Below are 20,191 nucleotides of genomic sequence, written 5' to 3'. Positions count from 1 at the left end.
TCTGTCAGCGCTTGAGATATTGGTTGAGAACATTGGCGGTTACACGCTCGACCATGCGGTCGCCGCGTTTGAGAGCCGCTACCCACTCGCAGCTTCCGGCGTGGAAAACCTCGCCCTTGCCGCGCGGGAAATTGACGATCATGCCACAGCCGCGCTTGATGCGTTCGACGGCTGCATCACCATTGTCGCCGATCAGCGTATCGGCAACGAATTTGGCATCGGCATCGGAGAGAAACTGGTCGTCGGCTGGAATATCTGCGCTCTCTTCCTTGAGAGACGACATACCAAGCGCCAATATCTGCAATCCATCCGGTGCACCGCTGCCTTCCTCCGGTTCCGGCAATCCACCCCGGATCACATAATCAAGCCCGTCGACTTCGTAGCCGAAGGCATGACCGTCGGCACCGAGAAGATCGCCGTAATAGATGCCGGTACCAGCAAAGGCCCAGTGTTCTGGACGATAGACCGGGAAACCACGCACGCCGCGCGGAGCGCAGCCGCCCCAGCCGACATATAGCCCGCGCAGTGCGTTGAGCCCGAATGTCTCCGCTGCGGGCCGTCCGGTTTCTTTCGCTTCCCAGCAGCCGCTGGTGCGGCGCGGATCGGCGGAGCGATAGACCGGGTCTTCGGCGCGGGCGCGATATTTGTAGCAGGTCTGGCGCTTGCCGTTGTCCTCAAGCCGGGTCTGCCACATGAAATTGCCCGCGAAACGCGCCGCACGACCGCCGCCGTCAACATAATGATCGACGGCATCGCGCATTTCCCATGTCCAGTATTCGTCGTGACCGACAAAGGCGACACAATCGTAACCGTCGAGGATTTCCGGCGAGAAATGCAATTCGTGCTGGCTGGCGAGATCGACCGCAAAGCCTTCCCGCTCGGCCCAGCGGAAGAACAGGCTGTCATAGCTTGCCCAGCCGGAAGAGGTATATTTCTTGGAATAGCCATTGGCATAGGCCCATTCCATATGCGGGTAGCGTGGGGGGCTGGCTGGCGGCGTCACAAATTCCAGCGGTACGCGCGGCGCGTCGGATGGCAGGACAACAAAGCCACGGCAGAAAGGACGCTCGATACTCACCGTCGTCGCATATTGATCGCCATTCGGCCCGGTAATGCCCTGATAATGGTTGGAACCACCCCAGGTATTATAGGCGGTCCATGTGCCGGTCGCGGCGACCTGCAGGATACGTCCGGGCTTGCGCCCCGCCGCCGGGCGCAGGATGAACAGGTGATGGCAATGGATCGGCTGTCCGTCATTGCCATGCGCCTTCAAGGTGATGCGATAAGCGCCGGAAGGCCAGTTCTCATCCGTCTTGAAGGCAAATGTCGTTTCCCAGCCGCAGCCGACAACCGAACATTGCGCCGGTGTTTCCTGCCATTTGCAGTCGATCCCGCGCTTGGAGAAGACCGGCGTTTCCACCGCTCCATCCCGTACGATCTCGATATCGAAACGCGAGGCGGTCGCGCTCACCTGAAGATTGACAGTCGCGCCCGGAAGATAGGAATAGGCATCTGTATAGCACCAGATTTCGCCGCGCGGACCATCCATGCCGGGATATTCGTAATAATGGCCAAGGACGGCTTCACGCCGCTGCGCCGGCGTCAGCCCGAAATCGGGAAACTCGTTAATGTTTCTCTCGCTCATTCCGACACCTCACGCAGCCAGATATTTCTTGAGGAAGGAGCGGGTGCGCTCCTGTACCGGATTGCTGAGAATCTGATCCGGCGGTCCCTCTTCCACCACCACGCCGCCATCCATGAACAGGATGCGGTCGGCGACCTCGCCCGCAAAACGCATTTCGTGCGTGACGATCAGCATCGTCATATGTTCAGCGGCAAGCTGCTTCATAACGGCATTGACCTCGTCCACCAGCTCGGGATCGAGCGCCGAAGTCGCCTCGTCGAACAGCATCACCTTCGGCTGCATGGCAAGCGCACGCGCAATGGCCACGCGCTGCTTCTGGCCGCCCGACAGGCGCGAAGGGTAGACGTCGATCTTGTCGGCAAGTCCCACCTTCGACAGAAGTTCCAGCGCCAGCGTGCGTGCCGCGTCCTTGCCCATGCCTTTGAGCTTGATCGGGCCGAGCGTGATGTTTTCCAGCACCGTCAGATGCGGAAACAGGTTGAAGTGCTGGAACACCATGCCCATCTGCTGGCGCACCGCATTGATGTGCTTTTCAAACGCCTGCCCGGTCAGCGGCTGGTTGACCTGCACGCCATCAAGCCAGACCTCACCGCCATTCAGCGTTTCCAGATGATTGATCGAGCGCAACAATGTGCTTTTGCCGGAGCCGCTCGGGCCAATGATCGCGACGATCTGGCCGCGCGCCACGGAAAGGTCTATGCCTTTCAGCACTTCCAGCGCGCCGTAAGCCTTGCGGGCATCCTTCACTTCGACCATCGGTTTTGCAGATTGGGAGCTGCTCATCGCGTGACCTCCACTTTTCTTTCAATGCGCCGCAGGCCTGCCTCGAGCACGAGATTGACCACATAATAGATGGCCGCGACGGTGATATAGAATTCGAACGGGCTGAAGGTTTCGCTGATGGCGAGCTGGGCGCTGTGCACCAGTTCCGCAATGCCGATGATCGAAACCAGCGACGTATCCTTCAGAAGAACAATCATATTGTTGCCGATCGGCGGGATCGTGTTGCGGATCGCCTGCGGGATGACGATGTAGCGCAAGGCCTGACCATGGCTGAAACCGATGGAACGGGCGCCTTCCATCTGGCCGGGATCGACCGCCACGATACCTGCCCGGATGATATCGGCATTATAGACCGCGAAGTGCAGGCTGAGGCCGATAATGCCCGCGCCAAGAGCCGGAATATTGATGCCGATCTGTACCAGCCCGAAATAGATCAGGAACAGTTGCAGCAGAAGCGGCGTTCCCATGAACAGCCACATGAAGAACCGTACCGGCCAGGCGAGGATGGCGGGCGCATAAAGCACCACCAGCGCAAATGCGATCCCGAGCACGAAGCTTAAGGACGCCGACGAAACGGTCAGAACCAGCGTCCACCAAAGGCCCGTCAGAAGCAGATCCGTATAGGGAGCGACGATGCTGAAATCGAGAGCTTGCATCCGGTCCTCCCTCACTGCGCCGCGAAGCGCTTGTCGAGAAGATCGACCCCGCGCGCCACGACATAGATGATAACCATGTAGAGAACGGCGGCGACGCCGAAAATCTCGAACGGCTTGTAGGTCGAGCCGATGAAACGCTGCGCCGTATAGGTCAGTTCAACCACTGAAATGGTGGAGACCAGCGCAGAGCCTTTCAAAAGCGCAATCGCATTGACGCCGAGCGGACGGATCATCAGCCGGGCGGCCTGCGGCAGCACGACGAACCGCATGGTCTGGCCGCGCCCGAAGCCGATGGAGCGCGCCGCTTCGCTTTGCCCGCGGTCCACACTCTGGATCGCGCCGCGGATCGATTCCGACATATAGGCGCCGATGTTCAGCCCCAGCCCGATGACGCCAGCGGTAAACGGTTCCAGATTGATGCCGATCTGCGGACCGCCAAAATAGAGAATGAAGAGCTGTACAAGGCAGGGCGTGCCGCGAAAGACGCTGACATAGGCGATTGCAAATCCCCGCAGAATGACTGATCGCGACAGGCGCGCGGCCACAAGGAGTGCTGCTACTGCAAGCCCCAGGATCAGGGCCATAGCGGAAATTTGCACAGTTACCCATGCCGCCTCCAGAAAAAACGGGAGGACGCGCTGCATCAACGCAAAATCCATCGGGAAACTCCGGTCAATCGGTTCTCAACCGGCCCGGACATATGCCGGGCCGGGATGACGACATATCAGCGAATGTCGCTGCCGACCCATTCCATCGAGATCTTCTCATAGGTGCCGTCGGCCATGATCTCGTCGAGCGCCTTCTGCATCGCAGCCTTCAGCTCCGGATTGTTCTTGCGGATGGCAATGCCGATGGCAACGCTGCCGCCTTCAATGTCCGGCGTATCGAGCCTGCGGACCTTCTGCCCGGTTTCCTTGATTGCCACCATGACCGGGATGTTATCGACGACGATGGCGTCGACACGACCCGAATTCAGTTCGAGCATCAGTTCCGGCAGGCCCTTATAGGTGCGAATGGTCCAACCACCCTGTTCGCGCGCCCACTTCTCATGGGTTTCACCAAGCGTGACGCCCAGCGTCTTGCCCTTGAGGTCGTCAAGCTTCTGAACGGCAGAGTCTTCCTTCACGAAAACCGCGCGGCCCGCGTGATAATACGGTCCGACAAAGTCCACGGCCTTCTCGCGTTCCGGCGTGATGGTCATGGAGCCGACCACCGTGTCGAACTTGCCCGCCCGAAGACCGGCAACGATACCATCCCAGGCCGTAGTGATGAGCTGCGGCTTCAACTGCATACGTTCGGCAATGGCCGAACCGATGGAAGCGTCGAAGCCCACGACCTCGTTCTTCTCATTGACGAAATTGAACGGCGGGTACTGGCCGCTCATGGCGATTTTCAACTCGCCCGATGCCTTGATCTTTTCCAGATCATCCGCCTGTGCGGGCGCAACCGCAAAGACTGCGGTGGCGGCAATCGCTGCAGCGGCAATGAAACCCGTGAATTTGTTAAACATGCTGTTCCCGACTTCCTCTTAATTGTTTTTCTGAGGCTTGTTTATGCCTTCCAATATTCATGATTGCTTTTATGGATGCATTTCGCAAATAGATAATGGGAATGGATTACATAGATCTCATGAATGGATAAAACCATGTCGCTGCACCGCCCCGAACGCCTTGTCTGGGATCTGGACTGGAACCTTCTGCGCAGTTTCGTGGTGATCGCCGAAGTCAAAAGCATCACCCGCGCCGCGGAGCGCCTCAACCTCAAACAGCCGAGCGTGAGCAATGCGCTGCGCAGGCTGGAAGACCGCATCGGCCAGCGGCTGGTGGAGCGTGACGCCACCCATTTTGAGCTGACGGAAGTTGGCAAACTCCTCTATGAACAGAGCATCGAGGTCTTCGGCGCCATTTCGCAATTGCCGCAGCTGGTGCGCGGGGTGGGAGATGATGTGACCGGCCATGTCACCATATCGGTCGCCAGCCACATTATCTCGCCCATCTTCGATCAGGCGCTTGCACTCTTTCACGAACAGCATCCCCGCGCGACACTGACGATCAACGTATCCGCCAGCACCGAAGTCGCCCGGCTGGTGCGCGAGAAGCGCGCCTCTTTCGGCCTTGGCTTGGTGAGCAATCGCGATCCCGCGCTGGATTACACCATGGTCTATCGTGAGTTCTTCGGCTTTTTCTGCGGACCCCGGCACCGGATGTTCGGGCAGTCAGGCTTGACGCTTGCCGATCTGAAAGGGGAGCCGTCGGTTTCGTTCCAGACGGACCATATTGCCGACGCACTGCGACCCGTAGCCCTGTTGCGCAGTGAAGCGCGGCTTTCACCGGATGTGGTCGGCACGTCATCGAGCCTTGAAGAAGTGCGCCGGATGATTATCACCGGGCTTGGCATCGGCCCGCTTCCATTGCATGTGGCGCGACGCGAGATCGATGACGGCCTCCTCTGGCGTTTGCCACCTTACGATAACCCTCCCGCAATCGATGTTTTCCTGATCCAGAATCCGGAAACCAATCTCAACAAGGCCGAAAAGGCCATGCTGGCCGGATTGAAGGGGCTGATTGCCTCCACCCCCCTGGAAAAACGTATTTACGGAGATTGACGAGCGGGTCTTACCCGCTCGCCCTATAGGATTATTCCGCCGCTTCAGCTGCACATAGCGCATCGCATTCAACGGCTTCCGTTGCTCCGGACAGGCTGGCCTGACCAAGCGCGACGATTGCAGCCGCGCTGAAACTGGCGACGACAGAAACCCAGAAGCCGTTTGCGGCACCGAAATTATCAACCACCCAGCCGGAAACGAATGCACCGAACGCCATCCCGATACCGATGCCGGTCATGACCCAGGTAATGCCTTCGGTCAGCATCGTCTCCGGTACACGGCGTTCGATCAAACCGAAGGCCGTGATGAATGTCGGAGAGATCGCAACGCCGCTGACGAACACTGCGGTTGCAAGAAGCATCGTCGATGTGCCTGCAAAGGGCAGCGGCAAGGCCGTCAATGCCAGTACGCTGACGGCAATCATCAGCTGGCGTTGCAAGGGTATGCGAAGCGCCAATGCCCCAAGCGTTATCCCCACAAGGAACGAACCGATTGCATAGACGCCGATCACAAGGCTGGCTGCGCCGGGCTGACCAAGCTCACGTGTAATCGCCACGGCACTGACTTCAGCCGTCGCAAAGGTGGAACCGACGAAGATGAGTGCCAGTGTGATGATCTGAACAGGACGCGACCAGATCGCGGAACGTTGCGGACTATTTTGATCGAGCGCACGAACCGGCGGCTCACTGGAACGCTGCAGGAGGAAGGCAATCGTACCCACGGCCAGAAACGTCGTACTGATGAGCATCCCTGCTTCTGGAAATAACGAAACCGCCAAAGCCACGGAAAGTGAAGCTCCTGAAATATAGACCAGTTCGTCCGCTGCCGACTCGAACGCGAAAGCGGTATTCAATTCGGGACGGTTACGGAAAATTTCCGTCCATCGTGCCCGCACCATTGCCGGGATGCTGGGCATGGCACCGGCAAAGAACGCCGAGACGAACAATGTCCAGTTTGCCCAGCCCTGATTTGTCGCTACGATCAGAAGAGCGAAGGCTATCACCGAAACGATTGTGGCAGGCATGACGATGCGGCTTTGCCCGTAACGGTCGACAAGACGCGATATTTGCGGCGATATGAATGCATTCGTGAGCGCGAAAGTGGCCGAAACCGCGCCAGCCAGCCAATATTCGCCATGGGTCTGCGCAAGCATGGCCACAATGCCGACAGGCGCCATCGCAAAGGGAAGACGGGCGAAGAAAGCCGCCGCCGAAAAGCCGATAGCGCCTGGGGCGCTGAAAATTTCTCTATAGGGATTGGACATCGGAGTGGGTCCTTGAAAGGGGAAATTACATCACTTGCATACGGTCCGTATGTTAATTAAATAATTGATACGCGGCGTATGTCAACTAATATACGCAACGTATGCCAATAAAAGGAATCATGATGCGTAAACCGCGAAGCGAAATGATTGCCGAGACAAGGGCGAAGCTGATGGCTGCGGGCCGCAAGGCTTTCGGGACCGTTGGTTACACTGAGGCTTCGATGGATGATTTTACAGCCTCTGCCGGGCTGACACGCGGTGCGCTCTATCACCATTTCGGTGACAAGAAGGGGCTTCTGCAGGCCGTGATCAACGAAATCGATTGCGAGATGGCCGCAAGACTATGCACGATTTCTGCGAAGGCTCCCGACCGCTGGCAGGGCTTTGTCGACGAGAATGCAGCCTATATCGAGATGGCGCTTGAACCGGAAATCCAGCGGATCATGTTTCGCGACGGGCCGGCGGTTTTCGGCGATCCGTCCAGTTGGCCGAGTGCCAACGGCTGTATCCGCACGATAACCGCAAGTCTCGACGCCTTGCGTGAAGAAGGCGTCATTGTTGATATCGACTCGGAAGCCGCCGCGCGGCTGATCAATGCGGCCAGCAGCACTGCTGCACAGTGGATTGCAAATTCCGACGATCCCGAAGCCACATCGAAACGGGCCGTCAAGGCATTCCGGACATTTCTGGAAGGCCTGTTGAAGCGGAAAAATTGAGCGAAAGCATTTCCAGCAAAAGTGCGAAGCGGATTTGCGTAGGATAATGCGCGAAAACAAGAGATGAAGCATTTCCAATGTTTCAATTCAAACCGGAAATGCTCAACCGGACACGATCGACGTAAAGTCGGCCATGTCCGCGAAACGCGCGGCGCGCATCCTGCCGTACTTGCTCTTATCGATGAGGAGATGTTTCTCGACAGCACGCTGCATGGTGCGAACAGGTGCGCCCCGCTGAGACATCCGCAACGCGGTGGAAGCGGCAAGCATGGCTGGAAGCTGGGTGCCGCCACGGCGCATAGCCGGGCGTAGGTACTCTATTATCTCAGCGAGAATCTCGATGCGCGCCGTGCGGATCATCGTCTTCCCTTCCCTTCTGGCATGAAGGGACGAACCGATGTGATGGCGGCTGGTTCCGAACCCAGAAAACGCAGGCTTCCGCAGCGTCATGCCACTGTCATGCAATCGGAATAAAAGCTCCCAATCTTTTGGATTGTGGGAAAATGTTGCATTCCTCGAATATTAAAGCGGATATCGCCGTTCGGGCCGAAGGGCTGAACCTTGCCTATGGTCCGGCCACCATCTTGAAAAATATAAACCTTTCGCTACCCACAGGGCAGACGCTCGCTTTGCTCGGGCCATCCGGTTGCGGCAAGACCACCTTGCTTCGTCTCGTAGCCGGTCTTCTCGCCCCGACAAAGGGCTCTATCACGATCAACGGCGTCACCGTTGCAGATGCCGCGACGGGCACTTTCGTCCCGCCTGAAAAGCGTCATCTCGGCATGGTGTTTCAGGATTATGCGCTGTGGCCGCATATGACCGTTTTCGGCAATATATCCTTTCCGCTCGAAATGCGGAGGCTCGGACGCGCCGAGCGCGAAAAGCGCGTTGCCTCGGCGCTCGATCGCGTCGGCCTCTCCGGTTTCGGCCAGCGCGCCATCAGCGATATGTCGGGAGGCCAGCAGCAACGCGTCGCCATTGCCCGCGCCATCGTTGCAGAACCGGGACTGGTATTGTTTGACGAGCCGCTTTCCAATCTCGACCGCGAACTGCGTGAAAACATGGTCACCGAGATCGGGCAGCTTGTGGCCAATCTCGGCCTGACCGCGATCTATGTCACCCATGACCAGAGCGAGGCCTTTTCGCTTGCCGATCAGGTGGCTGTCATGCGCGCCGGGGTGATCGAACAACTGGCGGCACCTGAGGCGCTTGTCGCAGAACCGACGACACCGGAGGTCGCCGATTTTCTGCGGCTCGGCTGCGTCATGCCGGTCGAACAGCGCGACAATGCCTACAGGATTGCACGCACCGAAATCCACGTCGCCCACAGTTCCATCAGCGACAGGGCAACGCATGTGCTGCTGCCGTCGCGTTCGGTTCGCAGCGTTCCCGTCAACGAAGCTGCAATCCCGGCAACAGTCCTGCGCTCGCAGTTTCGCGGCGACGGTCATCTGACCACAGTGCGCATCGGCTCGCAGCAGGACGGCCACGAACTGACATATCTCGACAGCGTCCGCCTTTCACCGGGCATTCCGGTCGGCATTTCAGTTGATGCCAGCCAACTGCGCTGGTTCTCAAAACAAGACCATTCCATTGGGCAATATCTCAGGAGGCAAACATGAAAAAATCAATTCTCGGCGCGGGGCTTGCGCTTGTCACCGCTTTGCTGGCCAGCACGGCGGCCTATGCAGATATCACGGTCTATTCGGCAGGTCCGGGCAGCCTGATCGAAAAGCTTGCCACAGGCTTCACCGCCAAGACCGGTGCGAAGGTCAACGTCTTTCAGGCAACCACCGGTAAGGTCATGGCCCGCATCGAAGCAGAAGCTGCCAATCCGGTTGTCGATGTTCTGATCTCGGCATCATGGGATACGGCAACCGACTTCGCCAAGCGTGACTGGCTGCTCGCCTATGCCAGCCCGAATGCCGAAAAAGTGCCGGATTTCCTCAAGAATGAAACGGCGGTTGCGCAGGGCGTCTCTGCGCTGGGCATCGCGTGGAACCCGGCCAGCAAGACGCCGAAGCCCGCCGAATGGGCCGATCTCGCCAAGCCTGAATACAAGGATCTCGTCAATCTGCCGGACCCGGCCCAGTCGGGCGCGACCTTCGAGCTCGTCGCCGCCCTTCAGGCGCAGCAGGGCTGGGACCTGTTCAAGAACCTGCATGAAAACGGCGCCACTGTCGCCGGCGCCAATGCGGAAGCGTTGAACCCCGTCCTTCAGGGCGCCAAGGCCGCTGTGTTCGGCGCCGTCGATTACATCTCGCTCGCTGGCAAGGCCAAGGGTGAGTCCATCGACGTCATTTTCCCGGCATCCGGCACAGTGATTGCACCGCGCCCGGCCATGATCCTCAAATGGTCGAAGAACCAGGACGAGGCCAGGCAGTTCATCGATTATATGCTGTCCGACGAAGGCCAGAAAATGGTTGCCGACACCTATCTGATGCCGTCGCGCACCGACATTCCGGCCAATCGCCCGCTGATCGGCGATCTAAAAATCCTGCCGGTCGACGCCAAGGAAGTCTATGGCAAGCGCAACGAAACGCTGAAGGAATTCGGCGCCGCTTTCGCCGCCAGCAACTAACTCTTGAAGGATCAGCAGACATGAAGACAGGCAGTGCGGCGGCTGGCAATCCGCTCGGATTCGTTGCGGTCGCCGGGCTCGCATTCATCGTCGCGGTGCCATTTGTCTTCATCGTCCTTCAGGCAATCTTTCCGCAACTGGGGAGAGGCTCGCTGGCCGAGCCTTTCCTGCATCTCTCGGCCCTGTTTGAAGACCCGAAGCTTTTGCGCATGAGCGGCAATACCGTTCTGCTCGGGCTTTCGGTGGTCGTGCTTTCCGCCCTTATCGCCGTACCGCTTGCAGTGTTCCGGGCACTCTACAAGGTGCCGTTCGCCGTGCTGTGGGACGTGCTGATGCTCGTGCCGTTCATGATCCCGCCCTATATCGCCACACTTGGCTGGATCATGACCCTGCAGCCGCGCGGCTATCTTGAACAACTCGCCGGGTTCAGTCTGGCTCCCTTCCTGTTCTCGGTCGCAGGCATGAGCTTTGTCATGGCGCTCAACACGTTTCCGCTCGTCTATTTTGCGGTATCGCGCACGATTGAAGCGGTCGGCGCGCGCTATTCCGATGTCGGACGCGTGTTCGGGGCTTCGCCCTGGCGCTCCTTTTTCCGTATTACCCTGCCGCTGGCGACACCGGGCCTCGCGGCAAGCCTGCTCTTGGTTTTCGCCGCAGCCATTGAGGAATATGGTACGCCCGCAGCCCTTGGACGCCGCTCGGGCTTTGAAGTTCTGGTGACGGAAATTGATCTTCGCATTTCCGACTGGCCCATTGACCTCGCGGGAGCTGCCGTCTTTTCACTGGCGCTTGTCTGCCTGTCGCTGGCCGCTTTTCTGGTCCAGCGCTGGATACTGACGCGCCGCTCCTATGTGACGACCGGCGGCAAGCCGCAGGCGAAAGACAAGCGCCCGCTCGGCGTGCTCACAATTCCCGTGGTGTCGCTGTTCGTCATCGTCGCCTTTGCTGCCACCGGTATTCCGCTGCTGGCCATTCTGGCGACCGCTCTTTCCAAAACCATATCTGGTGGGCTGACGCCATCAAACCTCGGCTTCGACAATTTTGCCGCCATTGCCGAAAACAGCGCTGGCGGCATGCGCGCACTCGTCAACAGCCTGTCTCTTGGCGTTGCAAGCGCCCTGCTGACAGGACTACTCGGCGCGATTGCTGCCTATGCCGTGGTGAAGATGCGCTTTCGCGGGCGTTTCTGGCTCGATGTGCTGACCGTCCTGCCCAATGCCCTGCCTGGCGTCGTTGTCGCGGTTGGTCTCATTCTGGCATGGAACCAGCCAGCCCTGCCCGTCTCGCCCTACAATACGCCGCTGATCCTGCTGCTTGCCTATTGCTGCATTCTTCTGCCGCAGCCAATCCGTTACGCAACAGCAGCCTTCCACCAGATCGGCGACAATCTGGAAGCTGCGGCACGTGTTTGCGGCGCAAACAGCTTCACCGCTTTCCGGCGCATCATGCTGCCGCTGATCGCCCCCAGCCTGATAACGGCGATGCTGCTCGTCTTCGCCGTCGCCACGCGTGAACTCGTCGCATCGATATTGGTGGCTCCGGTGGGAATGCAAACCATCTCGATCTTCATCTGGCGTCAGTTCGAGCAAGGATCGGTCGGCCTCGGCATGGCCATGGCATTCATCGCCATTCTCATCACCACGCTTTTGCCGCTGGTCCTGATGGGGTTGTTGAAGCGCTCCGGCCTCGTTAGAATTTGATCTTCCGTTCCCGATCAGGAAACAGCAGGGTCGCAATTCCAGCGCGTGGAAAAGCCGGGAGAACCGCTTTGACGAAACAAGCCATTGTCTTGAAAAGGGAAGAATGGGCGCGGCGCGAAGACGCCTGGTCCGGGCGCGTCGAAGGCAAGAGATTTGGTACCGATGCGTCGATCATATTCTTCTCGACCGATATTGTCGGGCATGGTCCCAAACTGCACCGGCACCCCTATGACGAGATTTTCATCGTCCGCCAGGGAAATGCACTGTTCATCGTTGGCGACGAACAGATTGAGGTAACAGAAGGACAGGTTGTCTTCGGTCCGGCAAACATACCGCACAAATTCGTCAATCTCGGCCCCGGACGTCTGGAAACAACCGATATTCACGTCACCCAACATTTCGAGCAGGAAGACCTCGAGTGAAATAGGAGCAACGCCTCCACCGCATTTCGGCAGAATTATCTTGTCTTAACGCATAAAGATGATAATTTTAGTCATATTAATGCGACGATATCCCGACGCATTTCTCACGAAACACCTCCGGCAACGAAGCCGGGATTTCACTGAAGCGCTGTCACATACGGATCGGAACGTTTTGGGCTTTTGGCATTCGATGATCTGGCAAGCCGAAGGCATCCGGGTGGTTGCGCCGGTTCAATGGCGCGTGCTGGACGGGCTGGTCAGCGTCTATTGGGAGGCTGAAAGTCAGTCGGGAGCCAGCGGCTATTTCCTGTCGCACGATCCCCGCATCATGATCTTTTTCCAGGATGTTTCGTCCAATATTCGCATATCGAACGACAGCGGCCTCTTTACCCAGCATCATCGCCCGATGACGCGCGCCATCTATATACCCGCAGGCGTGCCGATGTGGACGAATACGGTTTCGCTCCACCGTTTTTCGCACCTGAACCTGCATTTCCACAAGGATCGGCTGCTCAAATATCTGAGCCCGACACTCGGCACCTCCATGGCCATGGCCGCCATGCGCAACCCGGTGGAAATTCAGGATCTTGGCGCCATAGAAACGCTTGCCCGCCTGCTTGTCGATGAAACAGCCAACCCGACAAAACACGGGCTTTATGCGGAAAACCTCATCGGCAGCATTCTGACCGGACTTCTCGATATAACGGGTGAGGACAACAAGCAGGGCTATGGCCGCCTCACCATGGCGCAGATGAACAAGCTGAACGCACGGTTCGACAGCTGCAGTGATCGCCGGTTAAGTGTCGCCGAAATGGCCGCAGCGGTAGGCCTGTCGGAAAGCTGGTTCGCCAATGTCTTCAAGCAGACAACCGGGAAAACTCCGCTGCAATGGCAAATGGCGAAGCGCATCGATCTGGCGCAACAATTGCTGGCGGATAGCAATATGACCGTTGCGGGTATCGCGGCCCAGCTCGGATTCACCGATCAGGCGCATCTGACCAAGGCTTTCCGTCAGATCGTCGGGGAAACGCCAGCCGCATGGCGGCGCTTCCAGTCGAACCGGTAATCATTCCCGGATTGCAGGCTCCGCCGCCTGTTTCCAACGGAGCCGCTCATCTTACCAGGTGCGGCGAAGCGTTGCCGTGATCTCGCGACCGGGATTGTAGAAATCCGCTCCAAAACCGCCATAGGCGACGTATTTCTTGTCGAACAGATTGCTGACATTGACCTGAAGTGCCGAATTATCGAGGAATTCGTAGGTGAATGAGGCATCGAACAGGACATTGCCGCTGGTGCCCGATGTATTGGCAGGCGTGAAGTAATAAGCACCAATATAGCGACCGCCGACACCAAATGTCATGTCGCCGCGACGACCGCTGCCCTCGATCTTGTAGTTCGCCCAAAGCGAGGCAAGGTGCTTGGAAACAAACTGCGGACGATTGCCCTCATTGCCGCCGGTGCCGTTCTCGACAATCTCCGGGTCCATATAGGAATAGGCCGCGATCAGGTTGAGATTGTTCGTCAGCTCGGCCTTGGCTTCCAGATCGATACCGCGAACACGAACCTCACCTATCGTGGATGGTTGAAGCGTGATTGGATCGTTGACCGAAATATTGTTCTTGGTCAGGTCGTAAACGGACGCGGTGAAAAGGGCCGGAAATGCGGTAGGCTGGTATTTCACGCCGACTTCGATCTGTTCGCCCCGCTCAGGATCGACGCCGATGGCCGGAGGGGCGACCGATTCAGCATAGCTCGTATAGACCGCCCATTCATCGGTTACCCGATAGGTGAGGCCGAAGCGGCTGGTGAACTCGCTCAGATCGCCATCTGTCGTCTTGTTACTGAGGTTGTTCGTCTGCGACAGGTCAAGCCAGTCATTGCGCAGGCCCACACTGGCGATCAGCTTTTCGGCGAATGTCAGATCCTGCTGGAAATAGACCGCCTTGGTCTTCTGCCTGGTCGCTGTATTGCCGGTCAGAGGCAGGTTGACCGGAGCGCCGGTAAAGACCGGATTGGTCCAGTCGATGCTCGGCGCCGGTCCCCAGAGCGTCTTGTTGGTGGCCGAATAATTGTTGTATTCGACGCCCGCCATCGTCCGGCTTTCAAACCGGTCGAAGCTCGTCTCATATTTCAGGTTCACATCGCCCACGAAGTTCTCGGCTGAAGCTTCATTTCCGAAGAAATCGCGTCTGGCAATCGTTGAGCCATCGGTCGGCGTGGCCGAAATATAGGCATAGCCGAAATCGGTGTCCTGCTTGCTGTAACGCCCGTTGGCGCTCACGCTCAAACCATTGCCGAAATCATGATCGAACATGGCGCTGAAAGTATTTCTGTCGGTGCCGCGATAATTGAAATCAGGCTCACCGAAAAAGCGGCTTCTGTTGAAATCGGTGCCGGCGGGGTGGCCTCCGCTTCCAGGCACGCCATTGCGGTGAAGATGATCGAAAATCACCGTCAGATTGGTCGCATCGCTCGGACGCCATGTCAGCCCGCCCATGATGAACTTTTCATCGTCGCGCGAATAATCATATTCGGCGTCGGAATCCTTGAATTTGCCGGTCAGGCGATAGGACAGCGTTTCGTCGCCGGTCAGATTGTCACCGAAATCGAAGCCGATTTCCTTGTGGTTGAAGGAGCCACCTGTGACATAGGCTTCGCCAAAGCGCTCGCGCTTCGGTCGCTTGGTCACATAATTGACCATGCCGCCCGGATCGGAGACTCCGAAAGCCGTGGAACTGGCGCCTTTCAGAACTTCAATCCGTTCAAACGCATAGGGTTCCTCGCGTATGCCGCCAAAGGGACGGCCGAGGGAAAGCCCATCGCGATAGGTGTTGGCATCGAAACCGCGGATCTGGAAAAAGTCGAAACGATCATCCGACCCGTAGAAATTGGTGGAAACGCCTGCCGTATATTGCAGCACCTGCTCGACGGTCTGCGCGTTGCGCTCCTGAATTTCCTTGGCGGTAATCACCGATACGGAAGCCGCCGTATCCATGATATCCGTTGCCATCTTGCCGCCGCCGGTGGTTCTCGTTGCGACAATCGACCTGGAATCGTCGTCGCTTCCACCAGACCCATCAACTGTAATGGTCTTGAGCACCGTCGGCGCTTCCGTCGTCATCTGCTGCGCTACAGCCAGACGCGGCATGGATATGACCAGCGCCGTGCACCCCAGAAGAATTGCCCTGCGGTAACGGACCGGGGTGGTTTTCTTCATCTCAGCGGTCTTTTCAATGTCCATGGTCAGGTCCGATATGCAGTTTGCGACGATCGCTTTCGGCGACGGTTTTCAAATCGTGGAAACATCGACCAGCGTTGCCATCAATGACCGGATGAGTCCGATCATCGAAACAATAAAGAAGCTGAGTTGTCCCCGGATCGCCACTAACTTGATAATCTTTATCCAGTATTGTAGAAAACTGCTTTTTTGTAGGAAATCACGGTTAATTCGCAACAGCTTTATCAAGGTGTGAGCTTCGGCCTTGACGCGATGGGTTTAACTTGAGAGTGAAAGGCCACTTTATACACAAGGAGAATGCGCCGGATGACTTGGTCCATTCGCTCTCTCGTTTTCGTTGCTCTGTCCTGCTTCGCAATCATCGCACCGCAAGCGGTTCAAGGTGGCGATAAAACAAACTATCCAATTGTTATCAAACATGCCTTTGGAACAACAACGATAGAAAAAAAGCCGGAGCGGATCGTCACCGTTGCCTGGGCTAACCATGAGGTCCCCCTTGCGCTCGGCGTGGTTCCGGTTGGGTTTGCGCGAGCCAATTTCGGTGATGACGACAATGATGGTCTTTTGCCATGGGTGGCCGCAAAGTTGAAGGAACTGGGCGCCGACACGCCTGTCCTTTTCGATGAAGGCGATGGGATCGATTTCGAGGCAGTGGCCGAAACGCAGCCCGACGTCATCCTCGCATCCTATTCCGGCCTGAGCCAGTCCGACTACGACACGCTCAGCCAGATCGCCCCTGTCGTTGCCTATCCCGAAGCGGCCTGGTCTACCGACTGGCGCGACATGATCCGCCTCAACAGCGCAGGCATGGGCATGGCGGAAGAAGGCGAAGCACTGATTGCAAAGATCGAAGGCGAGATTGCCGAGACGGTCAGCCAGTATCCGCATCTCAAGGGCAAATCGGCCATGTTCGTCACGCATCTCGACACGACGGACCTGAGCACGGTCAATTTTTACACCACCAACGATACGCGGGTGAGATTTTTCAAGGATCTTGGCCTCAGCTCGCCCAAAAGCGTGGTCGACGCCTCCAAGCCGGGCCAGTTCTCCGGCTCCGTCAGCGCCGAGCGCGTCGATATGTTCGATGACGTTGACATCGTCGTGACCTATGGCAGTCAGGAATTGCTGGATGCCATGAAGCGCAATCCGCTTCTGGCCAGAATGCCTGTCGTCGAAAACAATGCAGTCGTCATGCTGGGCAGAAACCCGCTCGGAACAGCGGCCAATCCCACTCCACTTTCCATTTCCTGGGTGCTGAAGGACTATGCTGCCCTTCTCGCCGGTGCGGCCGATAAAGCAAAATGAGCTTCGCCCACATCCGGCGTTCAAGCCAGCCGATCACCACATATCGGTCCAACAGAGCGAGGACCGGCTGGCTCGGCGCGGTCGTGTTTCTCCTCGCGATCCTTTGCGTTTTATCCGTGTCGCTTGGCACACGCGAAGTGCCGTGGCCTGACATTTTTGCTGCCCTGCGCGGCCATATGGACACGGTCGGACAGGCCGCTGTCGCCATGCGCATTCCGCGAACATTGCTCGCACTTCTCGCCGGAGCGGCACTCGGGCTGGCAGGCGCAATCATGCAGGGTATTACCCGCAATCCGCTGGCGGACCCCGGCATTCTGGGCGTCAATATGGGCGCATCGCTCGCCATCGTCATCGGCGTGGCCTGGTTCAACATCGTTTCCGCACCGGCTTATATCTGGACGGCCATATTCGGCGCCGGCTGTGCTGCCGTCTTCGTCTATATGGTCGGATCGCTTGGCCGTGGCGGCGCGACGCCGCTTAAACTCGCGCTAGCCGGTGCAGCTACGTCGGTCGCATTTTCCTCGCTGGTTATCGCCATCGTGCTGCCTCGCAACGATATTGCCGGCGGCATTCGCGCCTGGCAGATCGGTGGCGTTGGCGGTGCGACTTTCGACCGGCTCTCTTATGTGCTGCCCTTTCTCGCTGTCGGTTTCAGCGTCAGCCTTCTGTCGGCGCGCAAGCTGAACTCGCTCGCGCTCGGCGATGAACTTGCCGCCGGGTTGGGAGAGAAGGTCGCCGTCGCGCGCGCTGTCGCGGCGCTCGGCGCGATCCTCCTTTGCGGCGCAACGACCGCCATCTGCGGCCCCATCGGATTCGTTGGGCTCGTTGTGCCGCATCTCTGCCGCCTGCTGGTCGGCGTGGATCACCGCTGGCTGTTGCCGTTCTCGGCCCTCAGCGGGGCCTGCCTTCTACTTGCTGCCGATATTGTCGGACGCCTCATTGCCCGCCCTGCCGAACTCGATGTCGGGATCGTCACCGCCCTGATCGGTGCACCGTTCTTCATCTGGATCGTCAGGCGCCAACGGGTTCGCGAGTTGTGACCATGCTGCATTCCACTGCCGATCTCATCGCCCGAAACCGTCGCAGCCGCACCCGCAAGCGCAATCTTGTCATCGGTCTTCTTCTGGTCATTGTCGTCGCCCTCTTTCTCATCACTTTGATGCTGGGACAATCGTTCACCCCACCGAAGGATGTTGTGCGAGTACTTCTGGGCGCAGATGTTCAGGGGGCAAGCTTCACGGTTGGCAAGTTGCGCCTGCCGCGCGCCGTCCTGTCCGTGCTGGCGGGGCTGAGTTTCGGTCTCGGCGGCATCGCTTTCCAGCTCATGCTTCGTAATTCGCTCGCAAGCCCTGACATTATCGGCATCAGTTCCGGTGCAAGTGCTGCGGCTGTTTTTGCCATCGTCGTGCTCTCGCTGAGCGGCCCGATTGTTTCAATCCTTGCCGTTGTCGCTGGGCTCGCCGTAGCGCTGGCCGTCTATGGTCTTTCCTTCAGAAACGGGATCGCCGGAACCCGTCTTATCCTCGTTGGCATCGGTGTGTCGGCGATGCTCGAAAGCGTCATCGCCTATATTCTTTCAAACGCGCCCGCCTGGAGCCTGCAGGAGGCCATGCGTTGGCTGACCGGCAGCGTCAATGGCGCAAGGCTGGACCAGATGCTTCCGCTTCTGGTCGCGCTGATCGTTTTCGGCAGTTTGCTTATAAGCCGGTCGCGCGATCTCGAAGCATTGCGGCTGGGCGACGACAGCGCCGCAGCATTGGGAACGAATGTCGGGCGAACCCGGATTGTCATCATCATTGCGGCCGTCGGCATGATAGCCTTCGCCACAGCCGTTGCAGGCCCCATTGCTTTCGTCGCCTTTCTGTCTGGCCCGATTGCCGCGCGCATCATCGGCAATAACGGTTCCCTGCTCGTCCCGTCTGCGCTGATCGGAGCCATACTCGTTCTCGCTGGCGATTATTGCGGACAATTCCTGCTGCCGGGCCGCTATCCGGTCGGCGTCGTCACCGGAGCTCTGGGCGCTCCCTATCTCATTTACCTCATCATACGCGCCAACCGCAGCGGGGCATCCCTATGACCGATCACACTCTCGTCGTGCGTGAACTGACCACCGCCTATGGCGACAGGCTTGTGCTGGACGGCCTCGATCTTGAGGTGCCCTCCGGCAAGGTTACCGCAATAGTCGGAGCAAACGCCTGCGGAAAATCCACGCTTTTGCGAACGATGTCCCGGCTTCTGGCTCCACGCCACGGGCAGGTACTGCTTGACGGCAAATCGATCCACACGCTCCCCTCCCGGCAACTGGCACAGACACTTGGCCTGCTGCCCCAATCGCCGATAGCGCCGGAAGGCATATTGGTTGCCGATCTGGTCAGCCGGGGCCGAAACCCCTATCACGGCGTTTTCTCGCAATGGACTCGGGCGGATGACGAAGCAATCGCTGCGGCACTTGAAGCAACCAGGACAACCGAACTGGCCGACAGGCCGGTAGACGAACTTTCCGGCGGCCAGCGTCAGCGCGTGTGGATTGCAATGGCGCTGGCGCAGCAGACCGACATTCTCCTGCTGGACGAGCCGACGACCTTCCTCGATATCAGCCATCAGGTCGAAGTTCTGGACCTCCTCACCGATCTTAACCGGGAACGTGGAACCACAATTGTCATGGTTTTGCACGATCTCAATCTTGCCGCCCGCTATGCAGATTTTCTGGTCGCAATGGCTGACGGACAGCTGCACGTAACCGGGACTCCTGACGAAGTACTGACAGAACAGACTGTTCGCGAGGTCTTTCATCTCGAGAGCCGTATCATGACCGATCCAACTTCCGGCCGCCCCATCATGCTGCCATTGGGACGACATCGCCTCCGCCAAGAGCAACTTGAAACCCGGCTCGAATCTTCAGACGCGTAATCACCTGAGCCGCAACTGCAAACCTCTCCGACCGCTGATTCCATAACGCCGCGATTAAAAGATCGCGGCGTCAGGCTGCTGACAAACCTCCGGCAGGGTCAAAATGACCTCAGATTCACGGAACGTCCCAGATTCAGAACGTGAACAAATCGGAATCAAAACCCCTCGTTTTTGACTGCTTCCAAAAATCGAGGGGTTTGTAATCAATCTGACGCCGCGATTAAAAGATCGCGGCGTTCTTCGTTCTGGCACAGCCATAAAGCGGCACGCCATATGGGCACCGTAAAATTATCTATAATATTTTAGCTTGAGTCATCAACGCACATCAAGATAATCTATATTTCATAGATTCTTTCTATTTTTATA

19 protein-coding genes are annotated in these 20,191 nt (G+C 58.0%); 11 read left to right on the top strand and 8 right to left on the bottom strand.

Annotated elements, in window-relative coordinates; translation table 11 throughout:
• Positions 1–4: 4 nt before the first annotated feature.
• The 5 genes from JNC70_RS03685 to JNC70_RS03665 all read right to left on the bottom strand — a co-directional run bounded on the left by JNC70_RS03685 (position 5) and on the right by JNC70_RS03665 (position 4,594).
• Positions 5–1,645 (bottom strand): N,N-dimethylformamidase beta subunit family domain-containing protein, encoded by a 1,641-nt coding sequence (locus JNC70_RS03685; protein ID WP_104755674.1) that lies wholly within the window; start codon positions 1,643–1,645, stop codon positions 5–7.
• A 9-nt stretch (positions 1,646–1,654) separates the two neighbouring features.
• Entirely contained in the window at positions 1,655–2,428 is a 774-nt protein-coding gene (locus JNC70_RS03680; RefSeq protein ID WP_280952351.1) for an amino acid ABC transporter ATP-binding protein, read from the bottom strand.
• On the bottom strand, positions 2,425–3,084 hold the full coding sequence (locus JNC70_RS03675) for an amino acid ABC transporter permease (protein ID WP_104755675.1): 660 nt from the start codon (positions 3,082–3,084) through the stop codon (positions 2,425–2,427). The genes JNC70_RS03680 and JNC70_RS03675 overlap by 4 nt, the downstream gene beginning before the upstream one ends.
• Before the next feature lie 11 nt (positions 3,085–3,095).
• Positions 3,096–3,743 carry an amino acid ABC transporter permease gene (locus JNC70_RS03670; RefSeq protein ID WP_104755676.1) on the bottom strand — a complete coding sequence of 216 codons (648 nt, stop codon included), beginning with the start codon at positions 3,741–3,743 and terminating at the stop codon, positions 3,096–3,098.
• 65 nt (positions 3,744–3,808) lie between these two features.
• Complete coding sequence (locus JNC70_RS03665) at positions 3,809–4,594, bottom strand: ABC transporter substrate-binding protein (RefSeq protein ID WP_104755677.1); 786 nt, start codon at positions 4,592–4,594, stop codon at positions 3,809–3,811.
• A gap of 135 nt (positions 4,595–4,729) precedes the next feature.
• Between JNC70_RS03665 and JNC70_RS03660 the strand changes: the two genes are divergently transcribed.
• Entirely contained in the window at positions 4,730–5,689 is a 960-nt protein-coding gene (locus JNC70_RS03660; protein WP_104755678.1) for a LysR family transcriptional regulator, read from the top strand.
• A 31-nt stretch (positions 5,690–5,720) separates the two neighbouring features.
• Here the strand turns inward: JNC70_RS03660 and JNC70_RS03655 are convergent, their stop codons facing one another.
• Entirely contained in the window at positions 5,721–6,953 is a 1,233-nt protein-coding gene (locus JNC70_RS03655) for an MFS transporter (protein WP_104755679.1), read from the bottom strand.
• Between the two features lie 122 nt (positions 6,954–7,075).
• Between JNC70_RS03655 and JNC70_RS03650 the strand changes: the two genes are divergently transcribed.
• The gene (locus tag JNC70_RS03650) at positions 7,076–7,669 is read left to right on the top strand and encodes a TetR/AcrR family transcriptional regulator (RefSeq protein WP_167394059.1); all 594 of its coding nucleotides are present in this window, start codon (positions 7,076–7,078) and stop codon (positions 7,667–7,669) included.
• A 102-nt stretch (positions 7,670–7,771) separates the two neighbouring features.
• On the opposite strand, the gene JNC70_RS03645 is transcribed toward JNC70_RS03650, so the two are convergent.
• Positions 7,772–8,029, bottom strand: coding sequence for a sugar phosphate isomerase family (locus JNC70_RS03645; RefSeq protein WP_245414756.1), 258 nt, complete (start codon positions 8,027–8,029; stop codon positions 7,772–7,774).
• A gap of 143 nt (positions 8,030–8,172) precedes the next feature.
• Between JNC70_RS03645 and JNC70_RS03640 the strand changes: the two genes are divergently transcribed.
• From JNC70_RS03640 to JNC70_RS03620, 5 genes are all read left to right on the top strand, one after another.
• Positions 8,173–9,291, top strand: a complete 1,119-nt coding sequence (locus JNC70_RS03640; protein WP_104755680.1) for an ABC transporter ATP-binding protein — start codon at positions 8,173–8,175, stop codon at positions 9,289–9,291.
• Positions 9,288–10,250, top strand: a complete 963-nt coding sequence (locus JNC70_RS03635) for an ABC transporter substrate-binding protein (protein WP_104755681.1) — start codon at positions 9,288–9,290, stop codon at positions 10,248–10,250. Before JNC70_RS03640 ends, JNC70_RS03635 begins: the two co-directional genes overlap by 4 nt.
• A 20-nt stretch (positions 10,251–10,270) precedes the next feature.
• The gene (locus JNC70_RS03630) at positions 10,271–11,950 is read left to right on the top strand and encodes an ABC transporter permease (protein WP_104755682.1); all 1,680 of its coding nucleotides are present in this window, start codon (positions 10,271–10,273) and stop codon (positions 11,948–11,950) included.
• A gap of 68 nt (positions 11,951–12,018) precedes the next feature.
• A complete protein-coding gene (locus JNC70_RS03625; protein WP_104755683.1) occupies positions 12,019–12,372 on the top strand; it encodes a cupin domain-containing protein in 354 nt (117 codons plus the stop codon).
• A gap of 172 nt (positions 12,373–12,544) precedes the next feature.
• Positions 12,545–13,438 (top strand): helix-turn-helix domain-containing protein, encoded by an 894-nt coding sequence (locus JNC70_RS03620; RefSeq protein ID WP_208623451.1) that lies wholly within the window; start codon positions 12,545–12,547, stop codon positions 13,436–13,438.
• Between the two features lie 51 nt (positions 13,439–13,489).
• On the opposite strand, the gene JNC70_RS03615 is transcribed toward JNC70_RS03620, so the two are convergent.
• Positions 13,490–15,613 (bottom strand): TonB-dependent siderophore receptor, encoded by a 2,124-nt coding sequence (locus JNC70_RS03615; RefSeq protein WP_104755685.1) that lies wholly within the window; start codon positions 15,611–15,613, stop codon positions 13,490–13,492.
• Positions 15,614–15,916: 303 nt separating this feature from the next.
• Here JNC70_RS03615 and JNC70_RS03610 point away from each other — a divergent pair, with 303 nt between their 5' ends.
• The 4 genes from JNC70_RS03610 to JNC70_RS03595 are packed head-to-tail and all read left to right on the top strand — an operon-like array spanning position 15,917 to position 19,825.
• Positions 15,917–16,915 (top strand): iron-siderophore ABC transporter substrate-binding protein, encoded by a 999-nt coding sequence (locus JNC70_RS03610; RefSeq protein ID WP_104755687.1) that lies wholly within the window; start codon positions 15,917–15,919, stop codon positions 16,913–16,915.
• Positions 16,912–17,955 carry a FecCD family ABC transporter permease gene (locus tag JNC70_RS03605; protein ID WP_104755688.1) on the top strand — a complete coding sequence of 348 codons (1,044 nt, stop codon included), beginning with the start codon at positions 16,912–16,914 and terminating at the stop codon, positions 17,953–17,955. The genes JNC70_RS03610 and JNC70_RS03605 overlap by 4 nt, the downstream gene beginning before the upstream one ends.
• Before the next feature lie 2 nt (positions 17,956–17,957).
• Positions 17,958–18,992: a FecCD family ABC transporter permease gene (locus JNC70_RS03600; RefSeq protein WP_104755689.1), complete on the top strand. Its 1,035-nt coding sequence runs from the start codon at positions 17,958–17,960 to the stop codon at positions 18,990–18,992.
• The gene (locus tag JNC70_RS03595; RefSeq protein WP_104755690.1) at positions 18,989–19,825 is read left to right on the top strand and encodes an ABC transporter ATP-binding protein; all 837 of its coding nucleotides are present in this window, start codon (positions 18,989–18,991) and stop codon (positions 19,823–19,825) included. Before JNC70_RS03600 ends, JNC70_RS03595 begins: the two co-directional genes overlap by 4 nt.
• The last annotated feature ends 366 nt before the right edge of the window (positions 19,826–20,191 follow it).

The organism is Brucella oryzae (assembly GCF_041929965.1).
Taxonomy (GTDB): Bacteria; Pseudomonadota; Alphaproteobacteria; order Rhizobiales; family Rhizobiaceae; genus Brucella; species Brucella oryzae.
Note: the sequence above shows the minus strand (reverse complement) of the source record. Positions and strands in the feature narration are given on the sequence as shown.

Bases quoted from the DNA above. Each gene is read 5' to 3' on its own strand.
- JNC70_RS03685 (WP_104755674.1), bottom strand. From the start codon at position 1,645: ATGAGCGAGAGAAACATTAACGAGTTTCCCGATTTCGGGCTGACGCCG.
- JNC70_RS03680 (WP_280952351.1), bottom strand. From the start codon at position 2,428: ATGAGCAGCTCCCAATCTGCAAAACCGATGGTCGAAGTGAAGGATGCC.
- JNC70_RS03675 (WP_104755675.1), bottom strand. From the start codon at position 3,084: ATGCAAGCTCTCGATTTCAGCATCGTCGCTCCCTATACGGATCTGCTT.
- JNC70_RS03670 (WP_104755676.1), bottom strand. From the start codon at position 3,743: ATGGATTTTGCGTTGATGCAGCGCGTCCTCCCGTTTTTTCTGGAGGCG.
- JNC70_RS03665 (WP_104755677.1), bottom strand. From the start codon at position 4,594: ATGTTTAACAAATTCACGGGTTTCATTGCCGCTGCAGCGATTGCCGCC.
- JNC70_RS03660 (WP_104755678.1), top strand. From the start codon at position 4,730: ATGTCGCTGCACCGCCCCGAACGCCTTGTCTGGGATCTGGACTGGAAC.
- JNC70_RS03655 (WP_104755679.1), bottom strand. From the start codon at position 6,953: ATGTCCAATCCCTATAGAGAAATTTTCAGCGCCCCAGGCGCTATCGGC.
- JNC70_RS03650 (WP_167394059.1), top strand. From the start codon at position 7,076: ATGCGTAAACCGCGAAGCGAAATGATTGCCGAGACAAGGGCGAAGCTG.
- JNC70_RS03645 (WP_245414756.1), bottom strand. From the start codon at position 8,029: ATGATCCGCACGGCGCGCATCGAGATTCTCGCTGAGATAATAGAGTAC.
- JNC70_RS03640 (WP_104755680.1), top strand. From the start codon at position 8,173: ATGTTGCATTCCTCGAATATTAAAGCGGATATCGCCGTTCGGGCCGAA.
- JNC70_RS03635 (WP_104755681.1), top strand. From the start codon at position 9,288: ATGAAAAAATCAATTCTCGGCGCGGGGCTTGCGCTTGTCACCGCTTTG.
- JNC70_RS03630 (WP_104755682.1), top strand. From the start codon at position 10,271: ATGAAGACAGGCAGTGCGGCGGCTGGCAATCCGCTCGGATTCGTTGCG.
- JNC70_RS03615 (WP_104755685.1), bottom strand. From the start codon at position 15,613: ATGGACATTGAAAAGACCGCTGAGATGAAGAAAACCACCCCGGTCCGT.
- JNC70_RS03610 (WP_104755687.1), top strand. From the start codon at position 15,917: ATGACTTGGTCCATTCGCTCTCTCGTTTTCGTTGCTCTGTCCTGCTTC.
- JNC70_RS03605 (WP_104755688.1), top strand. From the start codon at position 16,912: ATGAGCTTCGCCCACATCCGGCGTTCAAGCCAGCCGATCACCACATAT.
- JNC70_RS03600 (WP_104755689.1), top strand. From the start codon at position 17,958: ATGCTGCATTCCACTGCCGATCTCATCGCCCGAAACCGTCGCAGCCGC.
- JNC70_RS03595 (WP_104755690.1), top strand. From the start codon at position 18,989: ATGACCGATCACACTCTCGTCGTGCGTGAACTGACCACCGCCTATGGC.